This window comes from Pseudaeromonas sp. HNCC25DJ182, from assembly GCF_055413365.1.
Genome location: NZ_JBVAYG010000018.1, coordinates 1 through 22,975 on the forward strand (window position 1 = coordinate 1; position 22,975 = coordinate 22,975).

Sequence of the window (22,975 nt, forward strand, 5' to 3'; positions counted from 1 at the left end):
CATGACACCTATCGATCGGCGACAGAACAGCTCGATTGTCCCTCCAACCGTTAGCGGTCTAACCACTAGCCGGAAGCTCCTGCTTGCCAGGGAATGGATACTTTTGCCGATGAAATCAGGGACAAGGCGCGGGAGTGTGCGGCCAACACTTGGCGGAACAGCGGCACCAGCAGCTTATTGCCATGCTCGCTCAGGTGATCCTTGTCGTAGTACAGAGCTCTTCCGTCCCGAGTCCCCCAACAACGATCACCATCGCACAGATAGGGTAGTGGATTGAGGATCGCCACACCACAACGACGCACGGCCTCATCCTGAGCATCCCAGATAAATCGATGCCGGGCATGATACTCCGCCAGCGAGATGGAAACCGACACACTTGGCCGACCCCACATCCGATCCCGAGTTATCCGTTTGGCAACCTCGACCGGCATCTCAGGAATAGGCCGCATCAGGAACACAGGACGAGACTTCGCTAGCTGGCAACTACTCTGTACCAGACGTTTCCGGTAGTCGGCCAGAAAAGCCGGATCCGGATCTTCGTAGCGGCGCTCAAAGTAGACTACCGGCCCCTTATCCTCAGCTTGCATATCGCCCAAGGGGTAGAGGGAGCCCCGGTTGATGACCACGACGGGCACCGCCGCAGGTTGCTTTTGTAAATAGTCCCGGGCATGCGCATTGAAGCGGGCGCACTGATGACGCTCGTCAATCCCGGGGCCAAAGCGCTTGGCCTCACTGATACTCGGGCAACTGGAATAGGCCAGCAGGGTGAACCCACGTTGCCGGTCCCCCTGAGCCGCCGTCATGGCACTGCTCAACGCCATGGCATGACTATCCCCCAGCAAGATGGCATCCAGTTTCTCCCCGCCAAAATGGCAAACTGGAAATTGATCGCCACTTCCGGGTAGACACTCTTTACGCCGTGGATTTTCATTCCACTGATCCCGAGCCGCAGCCTCAACCTCAGCGTTCACTCGGCCAGTTAATTCCAGTTTCCGGATGGCCAGTGCGGGTGCTACTACCAGGAGTACGCCACTGAGTAACACCCAACCACAACGTCGGGACGGCAGTTGGCCAAGCCACACGCGCCCCGGGGTTTCGACAAATCGGTAAGAGAGGGCCCCGAGCAGCAGAGTGCCCAGCAGCGCCGCCGCAACAGCCAGGGTGCTGGATTGTAGATTGCCATAAGCCAGTAGGACCACCAGCGGCCAGTGCCAGAGGTAAATCGAATAGGAACAGCGTCCAAGCCACTGAGCCAGAGGATGACCGAGTAAACCGGAGTCGGTCCGCGCCACCAGCAGCACCAGCATAGTCCCCAACACCGGCAATGCGGCCATGCTCCCTGGCCATGGCGTATCCCCGTTGCAACCCGCGATCGCCAGGGCTATCAGGCCTAAGCCCACCCATTCACCGAGGCGGCACCATCGATCAGTGAGATGGACCCGGCTCGACAGGCACCAAATCAACCCACCCGCCACTAGCTCCCAGGCCCGGGAGCCCAGCAGGTAAAAGGCTGACGCAGGCCAATGAGCGGTCGCATAGACAGACCAGAAAAACGAGATAACGGCCAGAAGAGCCAGCCCCCGTACACAACCACGCAGCCCCCACAGTCGCCACAACAACAGCAGGAGTAACGGCAAGAGCAGATAGAACTGCCACTCCACGGCCAGGGACCAGGTATGCAGTAACCATTTGTCGTGGGAAGCAGCATCAAAGTAACCCGCCTCCTTGAGAAACCGCAGATTGGAGATAAACCCCAGGGCGCTGGCGGCATGAGTCGCCAGTAAACGGTAATCCGCCGCGGGCAACCACCACCAACCCAGAAACAGAAGCACCAGACACAGTACCAGCAAGGCTGGGACTATGCGTCGAGCGCGGGCCAGATAAAACTGTTGCCAGGAGAAGCGTCCCATCTGTAAAGCCGAAAGAATGATCCGGGTCATCAAGAATCCGGAGATGACGAAGAAGATGTCGACACCGACAAATCCGCCCTTCCAGCCCGGAAACTGAAAGTGAAAAAGCACTACGGCCGCTACGGCAAGGGCACGCAGCCCGTTCAGATCTGCTCGAAATGAACAGGAGTCAGGGTGGGTTAGAATTCGGCACTTTTCAGCCACAGAGATCTACCTAATACGGAACAAGCAACCAGTTCATTCAGCTGATTGGGTCATGAAAATTGGTGTCAGTCACAAGGCAATCGACACAGGAGAGTAAACCGGCGCAAACCCTAGCATAAGAACCGATCTGCGGTTGTGTGGTCCCTCTCAGCTGCAAGAAAATGTCGAGTTATGTTGGGGTAACGCATGGTTTGGTAATAACAGGTAAAGTCCTGGCGGCTATCGGTGTTTTCGGTCGCTTGAGTGACATACTGAAGATCGGCATTTCTCGACAGGATGTGCGCATGTTGCTTTCACCATTGAATGAAGAAGAACTGGCCTCCTTGCTGCAAAAGCAAGCCTTCGAGCCGGAAGACGTTACCGCTTGGCGTCGTCCCCGGCTACGTTGGATACTCGGCAGCTCATTGTTGGCCCTAGCCAGCCTCTGCGGGCTCTACCGCTGGTATCTGCAACAACCTCAGCTACCGACTCCCCTGCTACTGGAGTGGCAACAGGGCACACCAATCGCCATCGATAAACCGGAGCTGGTGACATGCCTGCAGAGATGGGGGCACAACAAGTCCCTGCCCGCGGCTGAGCACATACTGCTGGAGCCTTCGGATTTAGGTTGGTCTGTGGTCTGGATTTCGGCACAGCAGACTTATAACTACCAATGGACCGAGGCACAGGTACAAGCTTGTCACTGATGCGTCTGTTGCCCTGGATACTGACGATCTTTGCCCTTGGCTGCGCCTTGCTGGTGTTGTGGTTATCCAGCGATGGCCATCTGCAACGGCAACTCACGCACAGAACCTGGGCCTTCGAGCGGGAACAAGAGGTCGCCGAAGAAACCGCAGCCCTGCTGCTGGATCGCAAACTCAATCGTTGGCAAGAACAGGGAGAGTTATTGTTGCTGGCCAATGGTCAATTGCAATTTGAATCGCGGGTTGTATTCGGCAGTCTCACCGACAAACCCGCACTGCGACTATTGATCCAGGGTCAATGGTTACTCTCGGAAGGTTTCGTTTCCTTTACCACCTCGAGTATCAGTTTTCTACCGACCAATACGCCTGGCAAACAGCTATTGGCCGAACATGAATCCATGCTCGAACATCTGGTAAAAAATCGATTCAACCGCATCCGCAAAGTCATGCTGACGAATGAACATACGCTGCTGTTAAGTGAGGATGAGGAAGCGCTTTGGGGACTACAGGAACGCGCTGAAACACCGAGGCCAACGCTTGCAACCACGTTCTGGTAGTGAGCAGTGGTCAGTTCAGCCGTCACTCATGAATTCAACATCACCCCAACCGCCAAGACGTCGGGGTGAAGTGTGATTGCTAGCTAGCCATCAACATACTCATGCCATCACCAGACGATTCCGCCCCGCGGCTTTGGCACGATACAACGCCTGATCGGCGCGATTAAGCAGGACAACAGAACCTTCACTCTGATATTCCGCTACCCCGCCACTCAAGGTAATCGCAATCGTCTCGCCATTGGCCTGAATATCCAGTGCCGCCACAGCCGCTCGGATCTTCTCACCCAGCACACTGGCCGCCAGACCATCACAATCCGGCAGCAACACCAGAAATTCCTCGCCCCCCCAGCGACAGACCACATCGGATTGGCGCACTGTCGCCAGCATGGTTTGCGCCACCTTACGAATGACCATGTCGCCTACGTTATGACCAAAATGGTCATTCACCTGCTTGAACAGATCAATATCAAACAGGATCACCGAAACATTCTGCTGCTGACGCCGCGCCTGAGCCACCAGATGCTCAAAGGTGGTTTCAAACACCTGACGGCTGATCATGCCGGTCAGCTTGTCTGTTGCCGCCATCTGCTCGATACGGCGCTGATAGCGGCCCAACGTCAGATTGGCAATCACCAGTATACCCAGCGTGACCAGGCCGCTCAGTAGCAGGTTACCCCACAGAGTCTGCTGCAGTTTACCTTCTCCGGCATGGCTGGCCTGTTCGACCATCAGATACCATTTGAATTCGGGAACCAGCCGACTATTCAGATAGACCTGCTGCCCCTGGCGTTCGTACTGATAGGAGCCGCCTGGACTGGTCAGGATCTGGGTTGCAAGCGGAGCCAGGGCGGGATCAGCCTGAATCGTTTCCGGGCCCGAGTAGTTTTTCCCGTGCAGCGCCACCCGTCCCTGACGATCGATAAAATAGACACTGCGACTGTAACGCTCCTGATACTTCTCGATCAGCTCACGTACCTTGTCGACCGCCAGACCTACCCCCGTCACACCGATCAGCTTCTTGTTGAAATCATAAACCCGGTAGTTCACGAACACAGTGGTCTTGCTGCGATCTGCAGTATCAGTATCAATATTGATTTCAAAATCTTCGCCCACCGGCAGATCCCGAACCCGGAAATACCACGCATCCTCAGGGCTCTTGGCACTGACGGTTTTCAGTACACCGCTGGAGTGATAGTAACGTCCGGTCTTTTCCGAGACATAGAAGCTGGTGACCGTGCCGAAGCGTTCCTGCAACTCCTTGAGGTAACGCACCATGGGCAGGGCATCACTCTCATCGCTCAAGGCCCAGTCGCGAAGAAAGGTGTCATGCGCCATCAGGGACGAGATAAAAATCGGTCGCAGCAGATCCTGCTGGATTTCCGAATAGATGTTGTCGCTGGTCAACGGCAGAGTATTCGACTCAATCTGCTCGCTTAATGAATGGTGGGCGACCTGATAACTGCTCCAGCTGGTCAGGAAAAATGCGGACATCAATACCAGGGTAAGAACCCAGATAAATTTACGCTTATCACTCCAAAGCGCCTTTGGCATTGCTTCTCTCCTTGCGATCGCGCTGTCGAACCGGGTCCCCTTGGCAGCAGATGTAGATTGCTGTTGCTACAGAACCTCTTGATTCTACCGCCTTATTTCCATCCCGGCCGACTAGTGTACACATCTGTGGCGAAATGAGACATAACTGAAAAACGCGGCGGAGCTGATGTTCTTTCAGCCAGATAAAACAACGGCGCCATCGGGCGCCGTTGATAAATAACAAGTTGAAGCTTACATCTGAGTGCTGGCAGTGGTCTGCGGATTAAGGCGTACCGGCACACCCGTACGCTGCTCCAGCGCCTGCTTGACCACCAGAGAATCGGTATCGGCATGGGCAATAAAGCGGGTGATAGCCGTGCTCATCGGCAGCGGTGCGGCGATAGTAGAGCTCAACTCTTCGTGAGTCCGGGACAAAGGCTGGTGCACTTCCAGATAGCGACCGCCATCCGGCTCGGCACTGGCCTTCACCGGCTGATTGACGAATTGAACACGAGTACCGACCGGAACCTGCTTGAACAGATACTCGATGTCATCATTGCGCAACCGTACGCAACCATGGCTGACGCGCAGGCCAATCCCGAACGAAGCATTGGTACCGTGGATGGCATACAGATTACCGATATACAGGGCAAACAATCCCATCGGGTTCTCGGGCCCGGCCGGGACAACCGCTGGTAGTGGTTCCCCTTTGGCGGCGTACTCGGCATGCACCTTGGCAGTTGGCGTCCAAGTCGGATTAGCCTTCTTACGCTGAATCGAAGTCACCCAGTTTTCCGGGGTATCTGTGCCCAACTGGCCGATACCGATCGGCAGCACTTCAACGATATTCTTACCCTTCGGGTAGTAGTACAGGCGCATTTCGGCGACGTTGATGACGATACCTTCGCGGGGCGCATCCGGCAGAATCAACTGATGCGGGATAACCAGGGTGCTACCCGGCTTGGGCAGATAGGGGTCAACACCTGGATTCGCTTCCAGCATATTGGTCAGACCAATTTGATACTGAGCGGCAATCGCTTCCAGCGGCTGGGTGCTATCAGCTGGAACCACATATTCCATATTTTCACCGATCAACCGACTGTTTTTATCGGGCAATCCATATTCGACAGCAACGGCAGGCAAACTGATGAGGGTTGCAGCACCCAACAGGGCGGCGGCAGTGGAACGAAGGATGTTCATAAAATTCCTGTGAGATGTCCGGAAGACCAAGCAAAGTAAGTCACGTCAGGCCAGGGTGCGCACTTACACACATTTATGACTCATATAGAGCCACCTGCCCTGCTGTAACCCAAGCGGGGCATTTTTCCCCGAACCGGGTAAAAATTCAACTTTTCTGTGACCTCCCATGCATAAATAGTAGTACCCGCCAGTTCCAGGCATCCAGCTCCGAGCCTGTACGATAAATGCGCCGCGATAGTAGGCTGCCGATTGGCCGCTTCGTGATGTCACACAAGCCCGCCATCAACCCGTTACCGGAACCCACCGGGTACAAAAAAGGCGCCGTTAAGCGCCTTATCGACAGATAGGGTGTCTTGACTCAACGCTCCCGGCTCACGGCGCTAATGCCTCACGACTGAACGCCTCACCACCGCACTCGATACAGCTGACGATCCGCTCCGGATGCAACACTAGCCGGCGATGGCCACACTGGTTACACACCAGTACACCCAATGCCATGCGATCTCCGGCTTTGTACAATCCCTTGCGTTGCACTTCATCCAGCACGCTGCGCCACTCGACCTGCGTCCGGTCGGTCAGCTCCAGCAACCAACCCCAGATGGATTCTTGGAGTGCCTGATAAAATGCCGAATCCCGATAACCACCAGGTGCCTCCTCGAACTCCCGCAAGTCCTCTTTGACATATTGCGCGATGAGCGCCAACTCATCCTTGGTCAAGGCCTCCGCGGCCGCGAGATAGGATTGCGTTCGTTCGATCAGGTGGGCAAGCGAAACACCGGGCTCTGCGGCTTGCCATTCTGCCTTCAACCGCGCAATAAAGGCTTCATAACCTTGCTGTTGTTTGGGCATAGCCTTGCTCCTTGGTGAGTGGCAGTACAGGCGGAACACCTCACCGGGCGCCTCGCTCCGGACCACCGCTATTGTTGGCGGGGGGGTTTACCAGTATTCTATGGCCATTTTCCAACAGGATAGCCTATCCAATTCACACATATCGGATGTCACTGATGTCAGCCATGCAAGAACATTATAATCCCCAGGATCTGGAACCTGCCGTACAGCAGCACTGGACCAAGAATCTGACTTTCAAAGCTGTGGAAAAGGTCGACAAAGAGAAGTTCTATTGCCTCTCCATGTTCCCGTATCCGTCAGGTCGTCTCCACATGGGGCATGTGCGCAACTACACCATCGGTGATGTGATCTCCCGCTTCCAGCGTCTCAATGGCAAGAATGTCATGCAGCCCATTGGGTGGGATGCCTTCGGTCTGCCCGCTGAAAATGCGGCGATCAAAAACAACACTGCTCCTGCCAAGTGGACCTACGAGAACATCGAATACATGAAGCGCCAGCTGAAAATGTTGGGGCTTGCCTATGACTGGGATCGGGAAGTCGCAACCTGTACCCCGGAATACTACCGCTGGGAGCAGTGGTTCTTCACCGAGTTGTATAACAAGGGGCTGGTCTACAAGAAGACCTCCTCCGTCAACTGGTGCCCGAATGACCAGACCGTACTGGCCAACGAACAGGTACAAGATGGTTGCTGCTGGCGTTGTGACACCCCGGTCGAGCAAAAAGAGATCCCCCAGTGGTTCATCAAGATCACCGCCTATGCCGAAGAGCTGCTGACCGACCTGGACAAACTCGATGGCTGGCCGGACATGGTCAAGACCATGCAACGCAACTGGATTGGCCGCTCCGAAGGTCTGACCATGACCTTCGCGGTGGATGGTAGTGACGAACACTTCGACATCTACACCACCCGTCCGGATACCCTGATGGGCGTTACCTATGTCGCCGTGGCCGCAGGCCACCCACTGGCCAAGCGCGCCGCCGAGCAAAATCCGGCTCTGGCCCACTTCATCGAAGAGTGCAAGAACACCAAGGTTGCGGAAGCGGAACTCGCCACCATGGAGAAAAAGGGCATGGCCACGGGCCTGTATGCCCTGCATCCACTGGATGGCCGTCGCGTGCCCATCATGGTCGCCAACTTCGTACTGATGGACTACGGCACGGGTGCCGTCATGGCGGTACCGGCCCACGATCAGCGTGATTTCGAGTTCGCCCAGAAATATGACCTGGAAATCCGTGGCGTGATCCGGCCACTGGATGGCAGCGAGCTGGATATCAGCGCCGCGGCCTATACCGACAAGGGCGTGCTGTTCAACTCCGGCGAATTCGATGGTCTGGAATTCCAGGCTGCTTTCGATGCCATCTGCACCAAGCTCGAGGCACTGGGCAAGGGTAAACGCACCGTCAACTTCCGTCTGCGTGACTGGGGCGTCTCCCGTCAACGTTACTGGGGTGCCCCGATCCCGATGCTGACTCTGGAAGATGGCACCGTCGTCCCAGCCCCCGCCGATCAACTGCCCGTGATCCTGCCTGAGGATGTGGTGATGGATGGGGTACAGAGCCCCATCAAGGCCGATGTCGAATGGGCCAAGACCACTTTCAATGGCCAGCCGGCATTCCGGGAAACCGACACCTTCGACACCTTCATGGAGTCCTCCTGGTATTACGCGCGTTACTGCTCACCGGATTACCAGGAAGGCATGCTGGACAGTGAGCGCGCCAACCACTGGTTGCCGGTGGATCAGTATATCGGTGGCATCGAGCACGCCTGTATGCACCTGCTCTACGCCCGCTTCTTCCACAAACTGTTGCGCGACGCCGGTATGGTCAAGAGCGATGAGCCCTTCACCCGTCTGCTCTGTCAGGGCATGGTGCTGGCCGACGCCTTCTACTACACCGAGCATGGTGCCCGTATCTGGGTCAGCCCGGTGGATGTCAAGGTCGAGCGCGACGAGAAGGGACGCATCACCAAGGCCGTCGATAACGAGGGCCGTGAAGTCGTGCACGCTGGCATGACCAAGATGTCCAAGTCCAAGAACAACGGCATCGATCCGCAACTGATGGTTGAACGCTACGGCGCCGATACCGTGCGCCTGTTCATGATGTTCGCCTCCCCCGCCGATCTGACTCTGGAATGGCAGGAATCCGGCGTCGAAGGCGCTCAGCGCTTCTTGCGTCGACTGTGGAAAGCCGTTGCCGAGCATACGGCCCGTGGCGCGGTAGCACCTCTGGATGTTGCCAGCCTGACCAACGAGCAGAAGACCCTGCGTCGTGAGCTGCACAAGACCATCGCCAAGGTTTCCGATGATATTGGTCGCCGCCAGACCTTCAATACCGCCATCGCGGCCATCATGGAACTGATGAACCGTCTGGCCAAGGCGCCCCAGGAGAGCGAACAGGATCGAGCCCTGACTCAGGAAGTGCTGAGCAATGTGGTGCTGATGCTCTATCCCATCACACCGCACATCGGTTTTGGCCTGTGGCAGGCATTGGGTGGTACCGGCACCGTCGATGAAGCCCAATGGCCGATCGCGGACGCCTCTGCGCTGGTCGAGGATGAGAAGCTGGTTGTGGTTCAGGTCAACGGCAAGGTGCGTGGCAAGATCACCGTGGCCGCCGATGCCACTGAAGAGCAGGTGAAAGCCCAGGCATTTGCCGATCCGACCGTGATTAAATTCATGGACGGCAAGGAAGTCCGCAAGGCCATCTATGTGCCGGGCAAGCTGCTGAATCTGGTCGTGGCGTAAGCCTCACTACTGCTAAATATCGAGGTAACGATGAACACAGGCCTGATCCGCTGGTTGCTGGTGCCCTTGCTGGGCCTGTGGCTCACCGCCTGCGGTTTTCATATGCGTGGCGATCTGAACATACCGCCCGAGTACATGAAGCTGCAGTTGAAAGGCGATAACAAAAGCGATCTCTACCGACTGGTCGCCACCCGCATGCAGCGTGCGGGTGTGGAGCTGGTTCCTGGTGGCGAGAATATTCCCCAGCTGACACTGGGCGATATTCTGGTCACCAACCAGGTGGTGTCGGTGGACAGCCGCTCCCAGGCTGTGGAGTACAACATGCAGTTCAATACCGAGTATACGATTGCAGTACCCGACCATGAGCCGCAAAAGTTCAATGCCTCCTTCAGCCGCAACTTCCTGAACAAGAGCTCGGAAGCACTGGCCTCGAGCCGGGAACAGGAACAACGGACCCGCGAGATGCAGGAGCAGACCGCGGATCTGATCATGATCCAGCTCAGCCGCCTGAAGTATTGATGCGGCTGTATCCCGAACAACTCGACGCACACCTCAAAGCAGGGCTCAAGCCCTGCTATTTAGTGTTTGGCGATGAACCCTTGCAGAAAATCGAGACCGTGGATCGCATCCGCAAGGCTGCCCACGGCCAAGGATTTACCGAACGCTATCGCTTCAGTACCGATGACAACCCGGATTGGGATCAGGTGCAAGACTGCTGTCAGGCGCTGAGTCTGTTCGCCAACCGACAAATTCTCGAGCTGGAGCTGGGTGAAAAGCCCCCCAAGGAGTGGGCCGAGCGTATCGGGGCTATCACAGCCGCCCTGCACCCGGATTTGCTGCTGATCCTCCATGGCCCGCGACTCTCGGCCGCCCAGAGCAAAGCCAAGTGGTTCGATAACTTGTCGCGCCAGGGCGTCTATGTCCCGGTCTCCTTCCCGGATGCCCGTTTTTTCCCGCGCTGGATGCAACAACGCGCTGAACAAAGCGGCGTCAAATTGCAAAAAGAGGCGGTGCAGTTTCTGTGTCACGCCTTCGAAGGCAATTTGCTCGGCGCCGCTCAGGAGCTGGAAAAACTGGCCCTGCTCCATCTGCCCCAACCCCTGGGCTTACTGGCGCTGCAGGAGAATGTCACCCGGCAGAACCATTTCACCCCGTTTCAGCTCATCGACACCCTGCTCGAAGGCAAGGTCAATCGAGCCCAGCGCATGCTATTGCAACTGCGGGGCGAAGGCGTCGAGCCCGGCATGCTGGTCTGGAGTCTGGCCAAAGAGCTTGAACAACTGCTCAAGTTGCGGCTGGCCATGCAACAAGGCAAACCATTGGGCCCTCTGCTGGAGCAGGCCCGCATCTGGCAGAGCCGTCAGCCGTTGATACAAGGTGCGCTGCAGCGATTGGATGTACATCAGCTGCAATTGTTGATTGCCGTCACCGCTCAACTGGATCACAGCATTCGCCGTTTCGATCAGGAACAAGCCTGGTTGCTGTTGCAAAGTCTGTGTCTGGGATTCAAGGACCCCAAAGCGCTGGAGTTTTTACTGGCATGAAGCGCGCCATCGGCATTCTAGGGGGCACATTTGATCCTATTCACCTCGGTCACCTGCAACCGGCCCTGGAGGCGATGCAAACTCTGCAACTGGCCTCTCTGCGGCTGATGCCCAATCATATTCCGCCCCATAGACCACAACCGGTTGCCACGGGCAGCCAGCGCTTGGCCATGACTCTGCTGGCCGCCGCAGAGTTACCGGACGTGACGGTGGACGATCGGGAGCTGCGCCGACTCACCCCCTCCTACACCATCGACACCCTGATCGAGTTACGTCAGGAGCTGCCCGATACACCACTGTGCTTCTTGATGGGCATGGACTCCCTGCTCGGTTTGCCCAACTGGCACCGCTGGCAGGAGCTGACGGAGTATGCCCATCTGGTGGTGGCGATCCGTCCCGGCTGGCAGCCCGAACTGAGTTGCGAATTGGCGGAGTTTGTCGCCACGCATCAGGTCGATGATCCCCTTGCCGTGCATCAGCAGTTAGCAGGGCATCTGATATGGCTGCAAAATCAGCCGCTCGCCCTATCCGCTACCGAGTTGCGAACCAGGCTGGCTCAAGGAGACTCACTCGACGGACTGGTACCGCAAAAGGTGGCGGATTATATTCGCCAACAGGGGATCTATCGCCCTGCCGTGTTATAATCCGCGGCCATTTTCTATCAATTCAGACCAACCCAGGGTTGGCCGGAGGTTTCTCTTTGCAAGGTCAGGCTCTACACGATTTCATCGCGGATAAAATTGACGATTTGAAAGGTCGCGACATCACCATTATCGATGTCCGCGGCAAGTCTAGCATCACCGACTGCATGATCATCTGCAGTGGCAACTCCAATCGCCATGTCTGTTCGATTGCCGACCATGTGGCCGAAGAACTGCGTCACTCCGGTATCTCTCTACTGGGGATTGAAGGGCAGGACCTGGGCGAGTGGGTGCTGGTCGATGCCGGTGATGTGCTGATCCACGTCATGCAGGATGAAACCCGGAACCTGTACCAACTGGAAAAATTGTGGAGTGGCCACTTTTCCGAGGCTGCGGCCTGAGCATGAAAATCCAGCTGATTGCCGTCGGCACCAAGATGCCAGACTGGGTCACAACAGGCTTTAATGAATACCAGCGCCGCTTTCCCAAGGATATGCCGCTGGAGCTGGTCGAGATCCCGGCGGGTAAACGAGGCAAGAACGCCGATATCGCCCGTATTCTGCACAAGGAGGGCGAATTGACGCTGGCCGCCGCCGGTAAAAATGCCCGGACTGTCACCCTGGATATACCCGGCAAGCCCTGGACCACGGAGCAGTTGGCGCAACAGCTGGAAGCCTGGAAACTCGATGGCCGCGATGTCGCCTTGCTGATCGGTGGCCCGGAAGGCTTGGCCCCCGAATGCAAGGCGCTGGCCGAACAGAGCTGGTCGCTGTCACCGCTGACGTTACCCCATCCGCTGGTCCGGGTGGTAGTGGCAGAAAGCCTGTACCGCGCCTGGAGTATTACCACCAATCACCCTTACCACAGAGAGTGATCCATGCTGCAGCAGCGCATCTCCATCAAGGATAACAACGCCGAAGCGGCCCTGTTCCGTCGCCGCGCCATGGTCGCCATGGGCGGCGTCTTCGTGCTGACCCTGATGTTGTTGATGAATCTGTATGTGGTTCAGGTGATTCATCATGATGACTACCAGACCCGCTCCAACGACAACCGCATCAAGGTAGTTCCGGTTGCGCCGCCCCGAGGCTTGATCTTCGATCGCAACGGAGTCCTGCTGGCGGAAAATCGTCCGGTGTTCAGTCTGGAAATAATCCCGGAGCAGGTTGATGATCTGCCCCGCGTCCTCGATGAGCTGATCGGACTGCTCAAGCTGGATCCGGAAGAGAAGGAGCGCTTCCTCAAAGAGGTACAGCGTCATCGTCGCTTCAATCCCATCACCCTGGCCGACCAGCTGAGCGAAGAGCAGGTCGCCACCTTTTCGGTGAACCAGCACAAGTACCCCGGGGCCAGCATCGAGGCCTACCTGAAGCGTTATTATCCGTTTGCCGATACCTTTACCCATGCACTCGGGTATGTCGCCCGTATCAACACCACCGATCTGCAAAAGCTGGATGAGCAAGGCAAGTTGGCCAACTACGCCGCCAGTCGCGATATCGGCAAACTGGGTGTCGAAAAATATTACGAAGAGTTGTTGCACGGCCAGGCTGGTTATCAGGAAGTCGAGGTCAATAATCGGGGGCGGGTGATCCGCACCCTCAAGTATCAACCGCCGATCGCCGGGCGGGATATTTACCTAACCCTGGATCTGCAACTGCAGAAAAAGGCCCAGGAACTCCTGGCCGGACGTCGGGCAGGTATCGTGTTGATGGAGCCCAAGAGCGGCGCCGTGCTGGCCCTGGCCTCCTCGCCCAGCTATGATCCAAATCTGTTTGTACGCGGCATCCGTACCAAAGAGTATGCGGCTCTGCTCAATGATCCATCCCGTCCGTTGATCAACCGGGTCAGCCAGGGCGGCTACGCTCCCGCCTCCACCGTCAAACCGCTGCTGGCAGTGATGGGACTGAATGAAGGTGCCATCACGCCATTTAGTCGCTACTTTGGCGGCCCCTTCTTCCAACTCCCAGGCTCCAGTCATAAATTCCGTGATTGGAAGAAGTGGGGACACGGCTGGCTGGATGTCTATCGGGCCATCGAGGTGTCGGCCGATACCTTCTTCTACGATCTGGCCTACCGCACCGGCATTGATACCATCAACCGTTACATGACCGCGTTTGGCTTCGGTAACTACTCCGGCCTGGATATCTACGAAGAGACCATGGGGGTCATGCCCTCCCGGGACTGGAAGCGTCTGCGCCGCAAACAGGCCTGGTATCTGGGAGACACCATCTCCATCGGCATCGGCCAAGGCTACTGGACCGCGACCCCGATCCAGCTGGCTCGCGCCCATAGCATACTGACCCAGCATGGCCACAATGTGATCCCTCACCTGCTGAAGTCAATCCGTGAAGGGGATGGTCATCAGGAACCATTCCGCGAGCCCACCAATCAGGCGCTGAGCGTTAAGGACGACAGTTACTGGAAGGTGGCGATGGAGGGTATGTACCGGGTGATCAACGGCACCGAAGGGACCGGGCGTCGCGCCTTCGCCAATACCCCATATAAAGCAGCCGGTAAATCCGGAACGGCCCAGGTGGTTGGTCTCAAACAAGATCAGAAGTACGATGCCAAACGCCTGAAAGAGGAGCACAGAGACAATGCCCTGTTCGTTGCCTTCGCCCCTTACGAAGCCCCCAAAGGCGTGGTGTCGCTGATCCTGGAAAACGCCGGTGGTGGTAGTGCCAACGCCGCCCCTGTGGTCCGGGCCATGCTGGACGCTTATCTGATTGGCCCTGAAGCAACACCACTTCCCGCTCCTGAGGAACATCCATGAATCAACGACACGGTGTCTCATTCTGGCAGCGCTTCCATATCGATTTGCCGCTCCTGCTGGGACTGCTAGCCCTGCTGTGCGTCAGTCTGGTGGTACTCTACTCCGCATCCGGCATGCATCCCGAGATGCTGGGACGCCAACTGCTGCGTACCGGCATGGCGTTCGGGCTCATGATCTTTATGGCGCAGTTTCCGCCAGCCTTCTATGCCCGCTGGGCACCGCCAGCCTTCGCCGTCTGTATTGTATTACTGCTCTGCGTGATGGTATTCGGCCATATCGGCAAGGGGGCCCAGCGCTGGCTGGATCTGGGATTTATCAAGTTCCAGCCCTCCGAGTTTCTGAAAATCATCATGCCGATGACCATAGCGGCCTATCTGAGTCGTCACGCCCTGCCCCCGACCTTCAAACAGATCGTCATCGCCCTGCTGCTGGTGTTGGTTCCAACCCTGCAGATTGCCGAACAACCGGATCTGGGAACCGCGATCCTGGTGGCGGTCTCCGGGGTGTTCGTCATCTTTCTGGCGGGAATTAACTGGTATCTGATCCTGGCAGCCGGGCTAGCCGCCGCCAGTTTCTTGCCGGTGCTCTGGTTCTTTTTGATGCATGACTACCAACGTCAACGGGTACTGACCTTTCTGGATCCGGAAACCGACCCCTTAGGCACCGGCTATCACATCATCCAGTCGAAGATTGCCATCGGCTCTGGCGGCCTATTCGGCAAAGGCTGGCTCAATGGCACCCAATCCCAGCTCGAATTCCTGCCCGAGCGACATACCGATTTTATCTTCGCGGTGTTCAGTGAAGAGTTTGGTCTGATTGGCTTTATCCTGTTGATGTGCCTGTATCTGTATGTCATCAGCCGTTGCATGAGCATCAGCCTGCAGGCCCAAGGGTCGTTCGAGCGCTTGCTGGGTGGCGCCTTGACGCTGACCTTTTTCTTCTACGTCTTCGTCAATATCGGCATGGTCAGCGGCTTGCTACCCGTAGTCGGAGTGCCGTTGCCGCTCATCAGTTACGGAGGTACCTCCATGGTGACGCTGGCCGCCGGTTTTGGCATTCTGATGTCCATCCATACCCACCGTCGCCTGCTGGCCTGATCCGGAACTCATCCCATGCGCTATCTGCTTGCCCTGCTGCTCAGTTGTTCTGCTTTGGTCGTATCCGCGGCGGAGATCACCACGGCCGATGCACGACGATTGCAGCAGTTGAGTCAGGATCTGCAGATCCCGCTCATCGATCTGCAACAGGCCATCGGTCAGGCGCAACTGCGACAAGCAGTCATCGATGCGATTCAAAAACCCTGGGAAGCCAAGCCCTGGTACCAGTATCGCCCGCTGTTCATCACCGACGCCCGGGTGAGTAACGGAGTCACCTTCTGGCAACAACACGCCGACTGGTTGGCCAAGGCCGAGCAGCAGCTTCAAGTTCCGGCCGAGCTCATCGTCGCCATCATAGGGGTCGAGACCCGCTATGGCACCCAGATGGGGGATCATCCGGTGCTGGATGCGCTCTACTCGTTGGGCTTTCACTATCCGGCGCGGGCTCCCTATTTCAGCAAGGAGTTTGCCCAGTACGTCAAACTGGCCAAACAGCAAGGCTGGCCACTGCGGAACCCGAAAGGTTCCTATGCGGGTGCCATGGGCATGGGACAGTTTATGCCGACCAGTTATCTGCATTTTGCCCGGGACTTCGATGGTGACGGCCACATCGACTTATTCGCCAATCCCGCCGATGCCATCGGCAGCGTCGGCAACTACTTTGCCGAACATGAATGGCATTGGGGGGAGCCGGTTGCGCACCTTGCCCGAGTCGCAGATGCCAGCAAAGTGGCGGCATTACTGGATGGCAAACTGGAGATCAACCAGAGTTGGCAGCAACTACAAGCCGCAGGTGTGACCCTGAGCACAACCTTACCACCAGCCACGCCGGTGAAATTGCTTAAACTGGATCAGGCTCTGGGCGCGGAGTACTGGGTGCTACGCCATAATTTTTACGTCATCACCCGCTATAACCGTAGCCCGCTGTATGCCATGGCCGTTCACCAACTCAGCGAGAAGTTAGCTGCCGCCTATCATGACCAATAATCCGATCCTGCTGCCGTTGCTGTTGATACTGACGTTGACTGCCTGTAGCAGTCCGACGGCCAAGCGCGTTCCTCTACCTGCCCAGCCCAGCCAGGATCTGGATTTAACCGGTGTGGGTGGGGTAACGCCCAGATTCGAGCCTCCCAGCCGTATCGGCAACAAGGATTACCAGGTCTTCGGCCGCGACTATAAAGTCTGGAACGGGATCGAACACTACCGGGAAGAAGGCACCGCCTCCTGGTATGGGCCCGGCTTTCATGGTCTCTATACCTCCAATGGCGAACTCTATAACCAGGAAGATGTCTCGGCTGCGCACAAGAACCTGCCGCTGCCCTCCTACCTGAAAGTCACCAATCTGGAGAACGGCAAGGCCATCGTAGTCCGGGTCAATGATCGGGGTCCTTTCCACGGTGACCGCATTCTGGATCTCTCCCGCGGTGCAGCCAACCAGCTAGGGATCCTGGGGCCTGGCACGGCCAAGGTCCGGGTCGAACTGGTGAAAGTAACACCACCCGCCAACGCTGCCGAGATCATCGCCCGTCATGAGGCGCGGACCATCCAGCTGATGGCGACCAACTCGGCACTCAAGGCCCAAGATGCAGCCCGCGAACTGACCCAGCGCTTTGGCAAACCCATCCGGGTGGTCAACGCTAACCAGATCTATCGCCTGCACCTGGGGCCACTGGAGCGCAAAGAGGCCGAATCCATGCTGCAACGCCTGCGGGGCGCCGGCTACCAGCAAGCCTTTTTTGTGAATTGAACCTTTTGTACATTGAACCCGGGATCCGATCCGGATCCCGCCAGCGATGGTGAAAACTTGACCGTCATCCCCAAGTGGGTCAAAAATACCACCCCTCATCTTGGGCTCATTGAAACCAGCTGCGCGTCACTCTGGACCTGTGGAGTGATTCCGACGGCACTAGCACGACACTGGAATGGAACGACATGAAAGGAATCAGCTATTGGCTTCTGGCCACAGTCATGTTGTCGATATTAACGGGCTGTGTCACCGAGGTCCGTGAATACCGGACCCGCATCGCCAAAACCAAGATCCACACCGAATCCACCGATGACAGCGGCTTTAACTTCCGCACGGTCGCCGGGCCCTTGCCCGAGAGCGAACAAGCCGTCAACCAGCCGAATCGCTATGCGGTCCGCAAGGATTACGGGCGGCTGGACCCGGCCCTGATCCCCGTTGCCGGGGTTGCCCCCCGCTTCGAAACCTACAGCCGGATCGGTAACAAGGACTATGAGGTATTTGGCCAATCCTACAAGGTATGGCGGGATATCGAGCAGTACAGCGAAGAGGGCACTGCCTCCTGGTATGGCCCCGGCTTTCATGGGCAATACACCTCGAATGGTGAAACCTACAACCAGTACGAGATCTCGGCAGCGCACAAACACCTGCCGATCCCCTGCTATATCCGGGTGACCAACAAGGAGAATGGCCGCACCTTGATTGTCAGGGTCAACGATCGGGGTCCCTTCCATGGCGACCGCATCCTGGATCTCTCCTATGGTGCCGCCCAGCGTCTGGGGATCGTCGGTCAAGGGGTCGCACGAGTTCGTCTGGATCTGGTCCATCCCCCGCGTCCGGCCAATGCCGACGAGATGATTGCCCGCAGTGAAGCCAAAACCATCCAGCTACTGGCCACCGACTCGGCACAAAGGGCGCGGGAAGAGGCCAGCCGGCTGAGCCAGAAGTTCGGTACGCCCATCACCATAGTCAACGCCAATCAGGTCTATCGCCTGCACATGGGCCCCATGGCTCCCCAGCAAGCCGATGTCATGCTGGCGGTGGTCAAGGATGCGGGCCTGAACAGCGCTTACTTCGTCTATTGAGTCTGCACGCCCACAAACTTCAACCAATTCCTGGCTGCCAAGGGGATCACACTTTGCTATAGTAGCGCCCTTCGCAGAATTGCCTGCTCACAGGCTACTCACAAAGGATCACGATTTTGAAACTGGCGAAACCCTTTCTGCTTTGTGCCTCTATAGCGCTGTCGATGACGGCTGTTGCTGCAACTTCCACCCCGACGCCCGATGCGCAACCGAAGCCGGATCCGAAGCCGATGCCTGCTCCGGCTCCCGTAGCACTGCCGAGCCCACCGCAAATTGCCGCCAAAGCCTTCTTGCTGATGGACTATCACACCGGCCAGGTGCTGTTTGGCAATAACGAACATGAGCGCTTGCCGCCTGCCAGTCTGACCAAGATGATGACCTCCTATGTCATCGGCCAGGAGCTCAAATCCGGCCGTATCAAACCGGATGACATGGTCACCATCAGCCAGAACGCCTGGGCCAAAAACTACTCCGATTCGTCAAAGATGTTTATCGAAGTCGGCAAGCAGGTCAGCGTGGATAACCTGAACAAGGGGATCATTATCCAGTCCGGTAATGATGCCTGTATCGCCATGGCCGAACACATCGCTGGCTCGGAGGACTCCTTCGCCAGCCTGATGAACCAGTGGGCTGACCGTCTGGGGATGAAAGAGACCCACTTCGTCAACGCCCATGGCCTGTACAACGAAGATCACTACTCCAGCGCCTATGATATGGCCCTGCTGGGTCAGGCACTGATCCGCGATCTGCCGAGCGAATATGCCATCTACTCGCAAAAAGACTTCACCTTCAACGGCATAGTGCAGCACAACCGCAACCGCCTGCTGTGGGACAAGAGTCTGGCGGTAGACGGTATCAAGACCGGCCATGTCAGTGAGGTCGGTTACAACCTGGTGGCATCAGCGACCGGCCCGGACAACATGCGCCTGATCTCCGTAGTCATCGGCTCCGGTAGCGAGGCGCAGCGCGCCGAAGAGAGCAAGAAGCTGCTGACCTACGGTTTCCGTTTCTACCAGAACGTCACCCCGTACAAGCTGGGCGCTGAGCTGGCGACCCAACGGGTGTGGATGGGTGACAAGAGCGAGATCAAGCTGGGAACTGATCGGGACATCAGTCTGGTCATCCCCCGCAACAGCAGTGGCAAGCTCAAGGCTGACTTCCAGTTGAAAAACGAACTGGATGCCCCCATCAAGAAGGGAGAGCAAGTCGGAACCATCTTCCTGAAGCTGGATGGTAAGGATGTCGCCCAGTACCCGCTGGTCGCTCTGGAAGAGGTGAATGAAGGCAGCCTCTTCAGCCGCCTGTGGGATTACCTGATCCTGCTGTTCCAGCGCCTGATTGGCTAAGTCAGCACGCTGAAGACAGACGAAACAGGCCCTGCATGTCAGGGCCTGTTTATTGGTCCAGAATGAATAGAACCCCCGTATCACGCCAGCGCCGGCCATCCGGCGCGGCCAGCAAGAGAGAACACCATGTCGCTAAATACCAAGTTTGATGAACTCCTCGAGTTCCCCTGCCAGTTCCCGTTCAAGGTGCTGGGAGTTGCCCATCCCGAGCTGGCCGACCAGGTGGTTGCCGTGCTGCAGCAACATGCACCGGCCGACTATTCACCAACCCTGCGCCCCAGCGCCAAAGGCAACTATGTCTCGGTGAGCGTCACCGTCACCGCCACCAGCAAAGAACACCTGGAGACCATGTATGTGGCTCTGGGCAAGCTGGATTTGGTGCGCATGGTGCTGTGATCGACCTCACATCTGACTGGTAATCATCCAGTCGCTGGTTATAATGACCGGCGAATTTTACAAAAAGGAAACAATGTTGCAGCAAATGCCCTTGATCGTGCGTCATCTCGGCATCCGTCCCTACCTGCAAACCTGGCAGGATATGCAGACGTTTACCGATCAGCGGGACGCCGACACCCCCGATGAAATCTGGTTGCTGCAACACGAGGCTGTCTACACCCAGGGCCAGGCCGGTAAAGCCGAACACCTGCTGCATCAGACCGATATCCCGGTGGTGCAGTCGGATCGTGGCGGCCAAATCACCTACCATGGTCCCGGCCAGCTGATTGCCTATCTGCTGATTGATGTCCGCCGTAAAGGTCTGGGCGTTCGGCAACTGGTGACGGCGATGGAGCAGGCGGTCATTGCCCTGCTCGCCCGCTCCGGGATCGAAGCGGTCGCCAAGCCCGATGCCCCCGGCGTCTATGTGGCAGGCGCCAAAATTGCCTCACTGGGGCTGCGCATCCGCCGCGGCTGCTCGTTCCACGGCCTGGCACTGAACGTCAACCTGGATCTGACCCCCTTTAGCCATATCAATCCTTGCGGCTATGCCGGTCTGGCGATGACCCAGACCGCCACGCTGGGCGGCCCGCAAACCGTGGCAGAAGCCGAGCCCCTGTTACTGGGTGAGCTGACCCGTTTGATTGACTATTCCACCTGGACTGAACTAACCGAGAGCTGAGTGATGAGCAAACCTGTACGCGTAGAGCCCGGCATCAAACTGCGTGATGCCGACAAGATGGCGCTGATCCCGGTGAAATTCATGCCGGATGCCGATGAGGCACCGCTGAAGAAACCGGACTGGATGCGTATCCGTCTGCCCGCCACCAGCGAGAAGATCCAGGCGGTGAAGAACATCATGCGCAAGAACAATCTGCACTCGGTGTGTGAGGAAGCCTCCTGTCCGAATCTCTCCGAGTGTTTCAACCATGGCACCGCGACTTTTATGATCCTGGGCGCTATCTGCACCCGCCGCTGCCCGTTCTGCGATGTCGCCCATGGCCGCCCACTGGCACCGGACAGCGACGAGCCGCGCAAGCTCGGCCGCACCATTGCCGAGATGAAACTCAAGTATGTGGTCATCACCTCGGTGGATCGGGACGATCTGCGCGACGGCGGTGCCCAGCACTTTGCCGACTCGATTCGCGCCATCCGGGAAGAGTCTCCCAGCACCCGCATCGAGACCCTGACCCCGGACTTCCGCGGCCGCATGGACACAGCGCTGGAGATCTTCAAAACCAATCCACCGGATGTATTCAACCACAATCTGGAAACCGCACCGCGCCTCTACCGCGTGGCGCGTCCGGGAGCCGACTACAAATGGTCGCTGGAGCTGCTGCGCCGTATGGGTGAGCAGCATCCGGATATGCCGACCAAATCCGGCCTGATGATGGGTCTGGGGGAGACCAACGACGAGATAGTCCAGGTACTCAAGGATCTGCGCGCCCACGGCGTCACCATGCTGACCCTGGGCCAGTATCTGCAGCCCAGCCGTCACCACCTGCCGGTGAAGCGCTATGTGCCACCCCACGAGTTTGATGAGCTCAAGGCCATCGCGCTGGATCTGGGCTTCACCCACGCCGCCTGCGGCCCCTTCGTCCGCTCCTCCTACCATGCCGATCTGCAAGCCCAGGGTAAGGAAGTTAAATAATCCCGTCACAGCACACAGCATCACCGGCTGTGTGCTGATCAACCGGTTTAGGGCTGTGCCGGATCTCTGTCCTGAAACGGCCGTTACTCCCCGCAATATCGACGACAACCATCCCATGCTGAAATCCTATAATGAAAGTAGGGTCGAAGCCGGATGGATAGCCTCTATACGACTGGAACAATAACCACTGGGCTTGTCTGAGGGGTTGCTGTGCAAATGAGATCTGTCATTGAGCACCGAAAACTGCCGCCTTATGTGATCGGATTTGCCGGGGCCGGAGTTGTGCTGTGCATGCTATTGGCGGAAGGCTGCGCCTCGCGGCCAGAGCCTGTATCGCAGACCATAGAGGTTCGCATTGCCAGTGATGTGCGGGAATGGCGAGGCCTGATTGCCTGCCAGGCCAGTAATGCACGAGGACATTGGGACTTTGTTGCGCCGGGCGAAGTTACTGTGCTGATGTCGACGACGGCATTGCGCATTGTCTGCCAAGCACCGGTGGGAGCGGTCGCTGAAACCAAGAGCTCGGTCAGTTATGTCTCTCGTCAGCAACAGGGGCAGAACAGCGCTCAAACCGGGGCTTGGGTTGGCGCCGGAGCAGGAACAGCACTTGCGGTGGCATCGGCCCCGTTTTTGGGCGCTGGGGGGCTGCTGTTTATTGTCGGCGGAGCCGGAAAGGGTTACGAATATGGGAGCTTTATCGGCTTGCTACAACCTGACCAAATTCAGGGCTACCCCTCACCCATTACGGTACAACTGCTTCCAGCGGCCAAGAAGAACTAATGGATAACAGACGTGGTAGACGCTCTGGGATTATGAAGAATTTGCAGCACCACCGGGCACATGAGTAAGCCCATCCATGATCGGCAATAGTCTTTTCGCTGGAGTCATCCCAAGACAGCAAATTTTATGTTCTGAAGCACCTATTATCTGGAATATAATGAACAACACTAAACAATTAAAAAAGCGGTGAATAATCATCACCGCT

The 22,975-nt window shown here is 57.2% G+C and carries 22 protein-coding genes; 18 read left to right on the plus strand and 4 right to left on the minus strand.

Annotation, left to right across the window (positions count from 1 at the left end; all coding sequences use genetic code 11):
• Positions 1-65: 65 nt before the first annotated feature.
• Positions 66-2,114 carry an acyltransferase family protein gene (locus tag ACZYUB_RS13845; RefSeq protein ID WP_463948768.1) on the minus strand — a complete coding sequence of 683 codons (2,049 nt, stop codon included), beginning with the start codon at positions 2,112-2,114 and terminating at the stop codon, positions 66-68.
• Between the two features lie 284 nt (positions 2,115-2,398).
• On the opposite strand from ACZYUB_RS13845, the gene ACZYUB_RS13850 reads away from it, so the two are divergent.
• Positions 2,399-2,800 carry a hypothetical protein gene (locus ACZYUB_RS13850; RefSeq protein ID WP_463948769.1) on the plus strand — a complete coding sequence of 134 codons (402 nt, stop codon included), beginning with the start codon at positions 2,399-2,401 and terminating at the stop codon, positions 2,798-2,800.
• Positions 2,791-3,354, plus strand: a complete 564-nt coding sequence (locus tag ACZYUB_RS13855; protein ID WP_463948770.1) for a hypothetical protein — start codon at positions 2,791-2,793, stop codon at positions 3,352-3,354. Before ACZYUB_RS13850 ends, ACZYUB_RS13855 begins: the two co-directional genes overlap by 10 nt.
• A 99-nt stretch (positions 3,355-3,453) precedes the next feature.
• Here the strand turns inward: ACZYUB_RS13855 and ACZYUB_RS13860 are convergent, their stop codons facing one another.
• The 3 genes from ACZYUB_RS13860 to ACZYUB_RS13870 form a co-directional block, all read right to left on the minus strand.
• On the minus strand, positions 3,454-4,905 hold the full coding sequence (locus ACZYUB_RS13860) for a sensor domain-containing diguanylate cyclase (protein WP_463948771.1): 1,452 nt from the start codon (positions 4,903-4,905) through the stop codon (positions 3,454-3,456).
• A gap of 231 nt (positions 4,906-5,136) precedes the next feature.
• Positions 5,137-6,084 (minus strand): L,D-transpeptidase family protein, encoded by a 948-nt coding sequence (locus tag ACZYUB_RS13865; protein ID WP_463948773.1) that lies wholly within the window; start codon positions 6,082-6,084, stop codon positions 5,137-5,139.
• Between the two features lie 372 nt (positions 6,085-6,456).
• Positions 6,457-6,933, minus strand: a complete 477-nt coding sequence (locus ACZYUB_RS13870) for a zinc ribbon-containing protein (protein WP_463948775.1) — start codon at positions 6,931-6,933, stop codon at positions 6,457-6,459.
• 164 nt (positions 6,934-7,097) lie between these two features.
• Here ACZYUB_RS13870 and leuS point away from each other — a divergent pair, with 164 nt between their 5' ends.
• The 16 genes from leuS (at position 7,098) to ACZYUB_RS13950 (ending at position 22,770) form a co-directional block, all read left to right on the plus strand.
• Entirely contained in the window at positions 7,098-9,677 is a 2,580-nt protein-coding gene (gene leuS, locus ACZYUB_RS13875) for a leucine--tRNA ligase (protein WP_463948777.1), read from the plus strand.
• Between the two features lie 30 nt (positions 9,678-9,707).
• Positions 9,708-10,196 (plus strand): LPS-assembly lipoprotein LptE, encoded by a 489-nt coding sequence (locus tag ACZYUB_RS13880; RefSeq protein ID WP_463948779.1) that lies wholly within the window; start codon positions 9,708-9,710, stop codon positions 10,194-10,196.
• Positions 10,196-11,221: a DNA polymerase III subunit delta gene (holA, locus tag ACZYUB_RS13885; RefSeq protein ID WP_463948781.1), complete on the plus strand. Its 1,026-nt coding sequence runs from the start codon at positions 10,196-10,198 to the stop codon at positions 11,219-11,221. Before ACZYUB_RS13880 ends, holA begins: the two co-directional genes overlap by 1 nt.
• Positions 11,218-11,865 carry a nicotinate-nucleotide adenylyltransferase gene (nadD, locus tag ACZYUB_RS13890; RefSeq protein WP_463948783.1) on the plus strand — a complete coding sequence of 216 codons (648 nt, stop codon included), beginning with the start codon at positions 11,218-11,220 and terminating at the stop codon, positions 11,863-11,865. The genes holA and nadD overlap by 4 nt, the downstream gene beginning before the upstream one ends.
• Before the next feature lie 56 nt (positions 11,866-11,921).
• Entirely contained in the window at positions 11,922-12,263 is a 342-nt protein-coding gene (rsfS, locus tag ACZYUB_RS13895) for a ribosome silencing factor (protein ID WP_463948784.1), read from the plus strand.
• A 2-nt stretch (positions 12,264-12,265) separates the two neighbouring features.
• Positions 12,266-12,736, plus strand: a complete 471-nt coding sequence (rlmH, locus tag ACZYUB_RS13900; protein WP_463948786.1) for a 23S rRNA (pseudouridine(1915)-N(3))-methyltransferase RlmH — start codon at positions 12,266-12,268, stop codon at positions 12,734-12,736.
• Positions 12,737-12,739: 3 nt separating this feature from the next.
• The gene (gene mrdA / locus ACZYUB_RS13905) at positions 12,740-14,632 is read left to right on the plus strand and encodes a penicillin-binding protein 2 (RefSeq protein WP_463948788.1); all 1,893 of its coding nucleotides are present in this window, start codon (positions 12,740-12,742) and stop codon (positions 14,630-14,632) included.
• Positions 14,629-15,729: a rod shape-determining protein RodA gene (gene rodA, locus ACZYUB_RS13910; protein ID WP_463948790.1), complete on the plus strand. Its 1,101-nt coding sequence runs from the start codon at positions 14,629-14,631 to the stop codon at positions 15,727-15,729. Before mrdA ends, rodA begins: the two co-directional genes overlap by 4 nt.
• 15 nt (positions 15,730-15,744) lie before the next feature.
• Positions 15,745-16,716 (plus strand): lytic murein transglycosylase B, encoded by a 972-nt coding sequence (mltB, locus tag ACZYUB_RS13915; RefSeq protein ID WP_463948791.1) that lies wholly within the window; start codon positions 15,745-15,747, stop codon positions 16,714-16,716.
• On the plus strand, positions 16,706-17,476 hold the full coding sequence (locus ACZYUB_RS13920; RefSeq protein ID WP_463948792.1) for a septal ring lytic transglycosylase RlpA family protein: 771 nt from the start codon (positions 16,706-16,708) through the stop codon (positions 17,474-17,476). The genes mltB and ACZYUB_RS13920 overlap by 11 nt, the downstream gene beginning before the upstream one ends.
• A gap of 185 nt (positions 17,477-17,661) precedes the next feature.
• On the plus strand, positions 17,662-18,558 hold the full coding sequence (locus ACZYUB_RS13925) for a septal ring lytic transglycosylase RlpA family protein (protein ID WP_463948794.1): 897 nt from the start codon (positions 17,662-17,664) through the stop codon (positions 18,556-18,558).
• A gap of 113 nt (positions 18,559-18,671) precedes the next feature.
• Positions 18,672-19,904 carry a serine hydrolase gene (locus ACZYUB_RS13930; protein ID WP_463948897.1) on the plus strand — a complete coding sequence of 411 codons (1,233 nt, stop codon included), beginning with the start codon at positions 18,672-18,674 and terminating at the stop codon, positions 19,902-19,904.
• Positions 19,905-20,030: 126 nt separating this feature from the next.
• A complete protein-coding gene (gene ybeD, locus ACZYUB_RS13935) occupies positions 20,031-20,300 on the plus strand; it encodes a DUF493 family protein YbeD (RefSeq protein WP_463948796.1) in 270 nt (89 codons plus the stop codon).
• Positions 20,301-20,373: 73 nt separating this feature from the next.
• Complete coding sequence (lipB, locus tag ACZYUB_RS13940; protein ID WP_460881226.1) at positions 20,374-21,021, plus strand: lipoyl(octanoyl) transferase LipB; 648 nt, start codon at positions 20,374-20,376, stop codon at positions 21,019-21,021.
• 3 nt (positions 21,022-21,024) lie between these two features.
• On the plus strand, positions 21,025-21,990 hold the full coding sequence (gene lipA, locus ACZYUB_RS13945) for a lipoyl synthase (RefSeq protein ID WP_463948797.1): 966 nt from the start codon (positions 21,025-21,027) through the stop codon (positions 21,988-21,990).
• A gap of 216 nt (positions 21,991-22,206) precedes the next feature.
• Positions 22,207-22,770 (plus strand): hypothetical protein, encoded by a 564-nt coding sequence (locus tag ACZYUB_RS13950; RefSeq protein WP_463948799.1) that lies wholly within the window; start codon positions 22,207-22,209, stop codon positions 22,768-22,770.
• The last annotated feature ends 205 nt before the right edge of the window (positions 22,771-22,975 follow it).

Coding starts and splice junctions, on each gene's coding strand:
- ybeD (WP_463948796.1), top strand. CDS start 20,031: ATGTCGCTAAATACCAAGTTTGATGAACTCCTCGAGTTCCCCTGCCAG.
- nadD (WP_463948783.1), top strand. CDS start 11,218: ATGAAGCGCGCCATCGGCATTCTAGGGGGCACATTTGATCCTATTCAC.
- rodA (WP_463948790.1), top strand. CDS start 14,629: ATGAATCAACGACACGGTGTCTCATTCTGGCAGCGCTTCCATATCGAT.
- leuS (WP_463948777.1), top strand. CDS start 7,098: ATGCAAGAACATTATAATCCCCAGGATCTGGAACCTGCCGTACAGCAG.
- ACZYUB_RS13870 (WP_463948775.1), bottom strand. CDS start 6,933: ATGCCCAAACAACAGCAAGGTTATGAAGCCTTTATTGCGCGGTTGAAG.
- mltB (WP_463948791.1), top strand. CDS start 15,745: ATGCGCTATCTGCTTGCCCTGCTGCTCAGTTGTTCTGCTTTGGTCGTA.
- ACZYUB_RS13865 (WP_463948773.1), bottom strand. CDS start 6,084: ATGAACATCCTTCGTTCCACTGCCGCCGCCCTGTTGGGTGCTGCAACC.
- ACZYUB_RS13920 (WP_463948792.1), top strand. CDS start 16,706: ATGACCAATAATCCGATCCTGCTGCCGTTGCTGTTGATACTGACGTTG.
- holA (WP_463948781.1), top strand. CDS start 10,196: ATGCGGCTGTATCCCGAACAACTCGACGCACACCTCAAAGCAGGGCTC.
- ACZYUB_RS13860 (WP_463948771.1), bottom strand. CDS start 4,905: ATGCCAAAGGCGCTTTGGAGTGATAAGCGTAAATTTATCTGGGTTCTT.
- ACZYUB_RS13850 (WP_463948769.1), top strand. CDS start 2,399: ATGTTGCTTTCACCATTGAATGAAGAAGAACTGGCCTCCTTGCTGCAA.
- lipA (WP_463948797.1), top strand. CDS start 21,025: ATGAGCAAACCTGTACGCGTAGAGCCCGGCATCAAACTGCGTGATGCC.
- ACZYUB_RS13950 (WP_463948799.1), top strand. CDS start 22,207: ATGAGATCTGTCATTGAGCACCGAAAACTGCCGCCTTATGTGATCGGA.
- rlmH (WP_463948786.1), top strand. CDS start 12,266: ATGAAAATCCAGCTGATTGCCGTCGGCACCAAGATGCCAGACTGGGTC.
- ACZYUB_RS13925 (WP_463948794.1), top strand. CDS start 17,662: ATGAAAGGAATCAGCTATTGGCTTCTGGCCACAGTCATGTTGTCGATA.
- ACZYUB_RS13880 (WP_463948779.1), top strand. CDS start 9,708: ATGAACACAGGCCTGATCCGCTGGTTGCTGGTGCCCTTGCTGGGCCTG.
- mrdA (WP_463948788.1), top strand. CDS start 12,740: ATGCTGCAGCAGCGCATCTCCATCAAGGATAACAACGCCGAAGCGGCC.
- lipB (WP_460881226.1), top strand. CDS start 20,374: ATGTTGCAGCAAATGCCCTTGATCGTGCGTCATCTCGGCATCCGTCCC.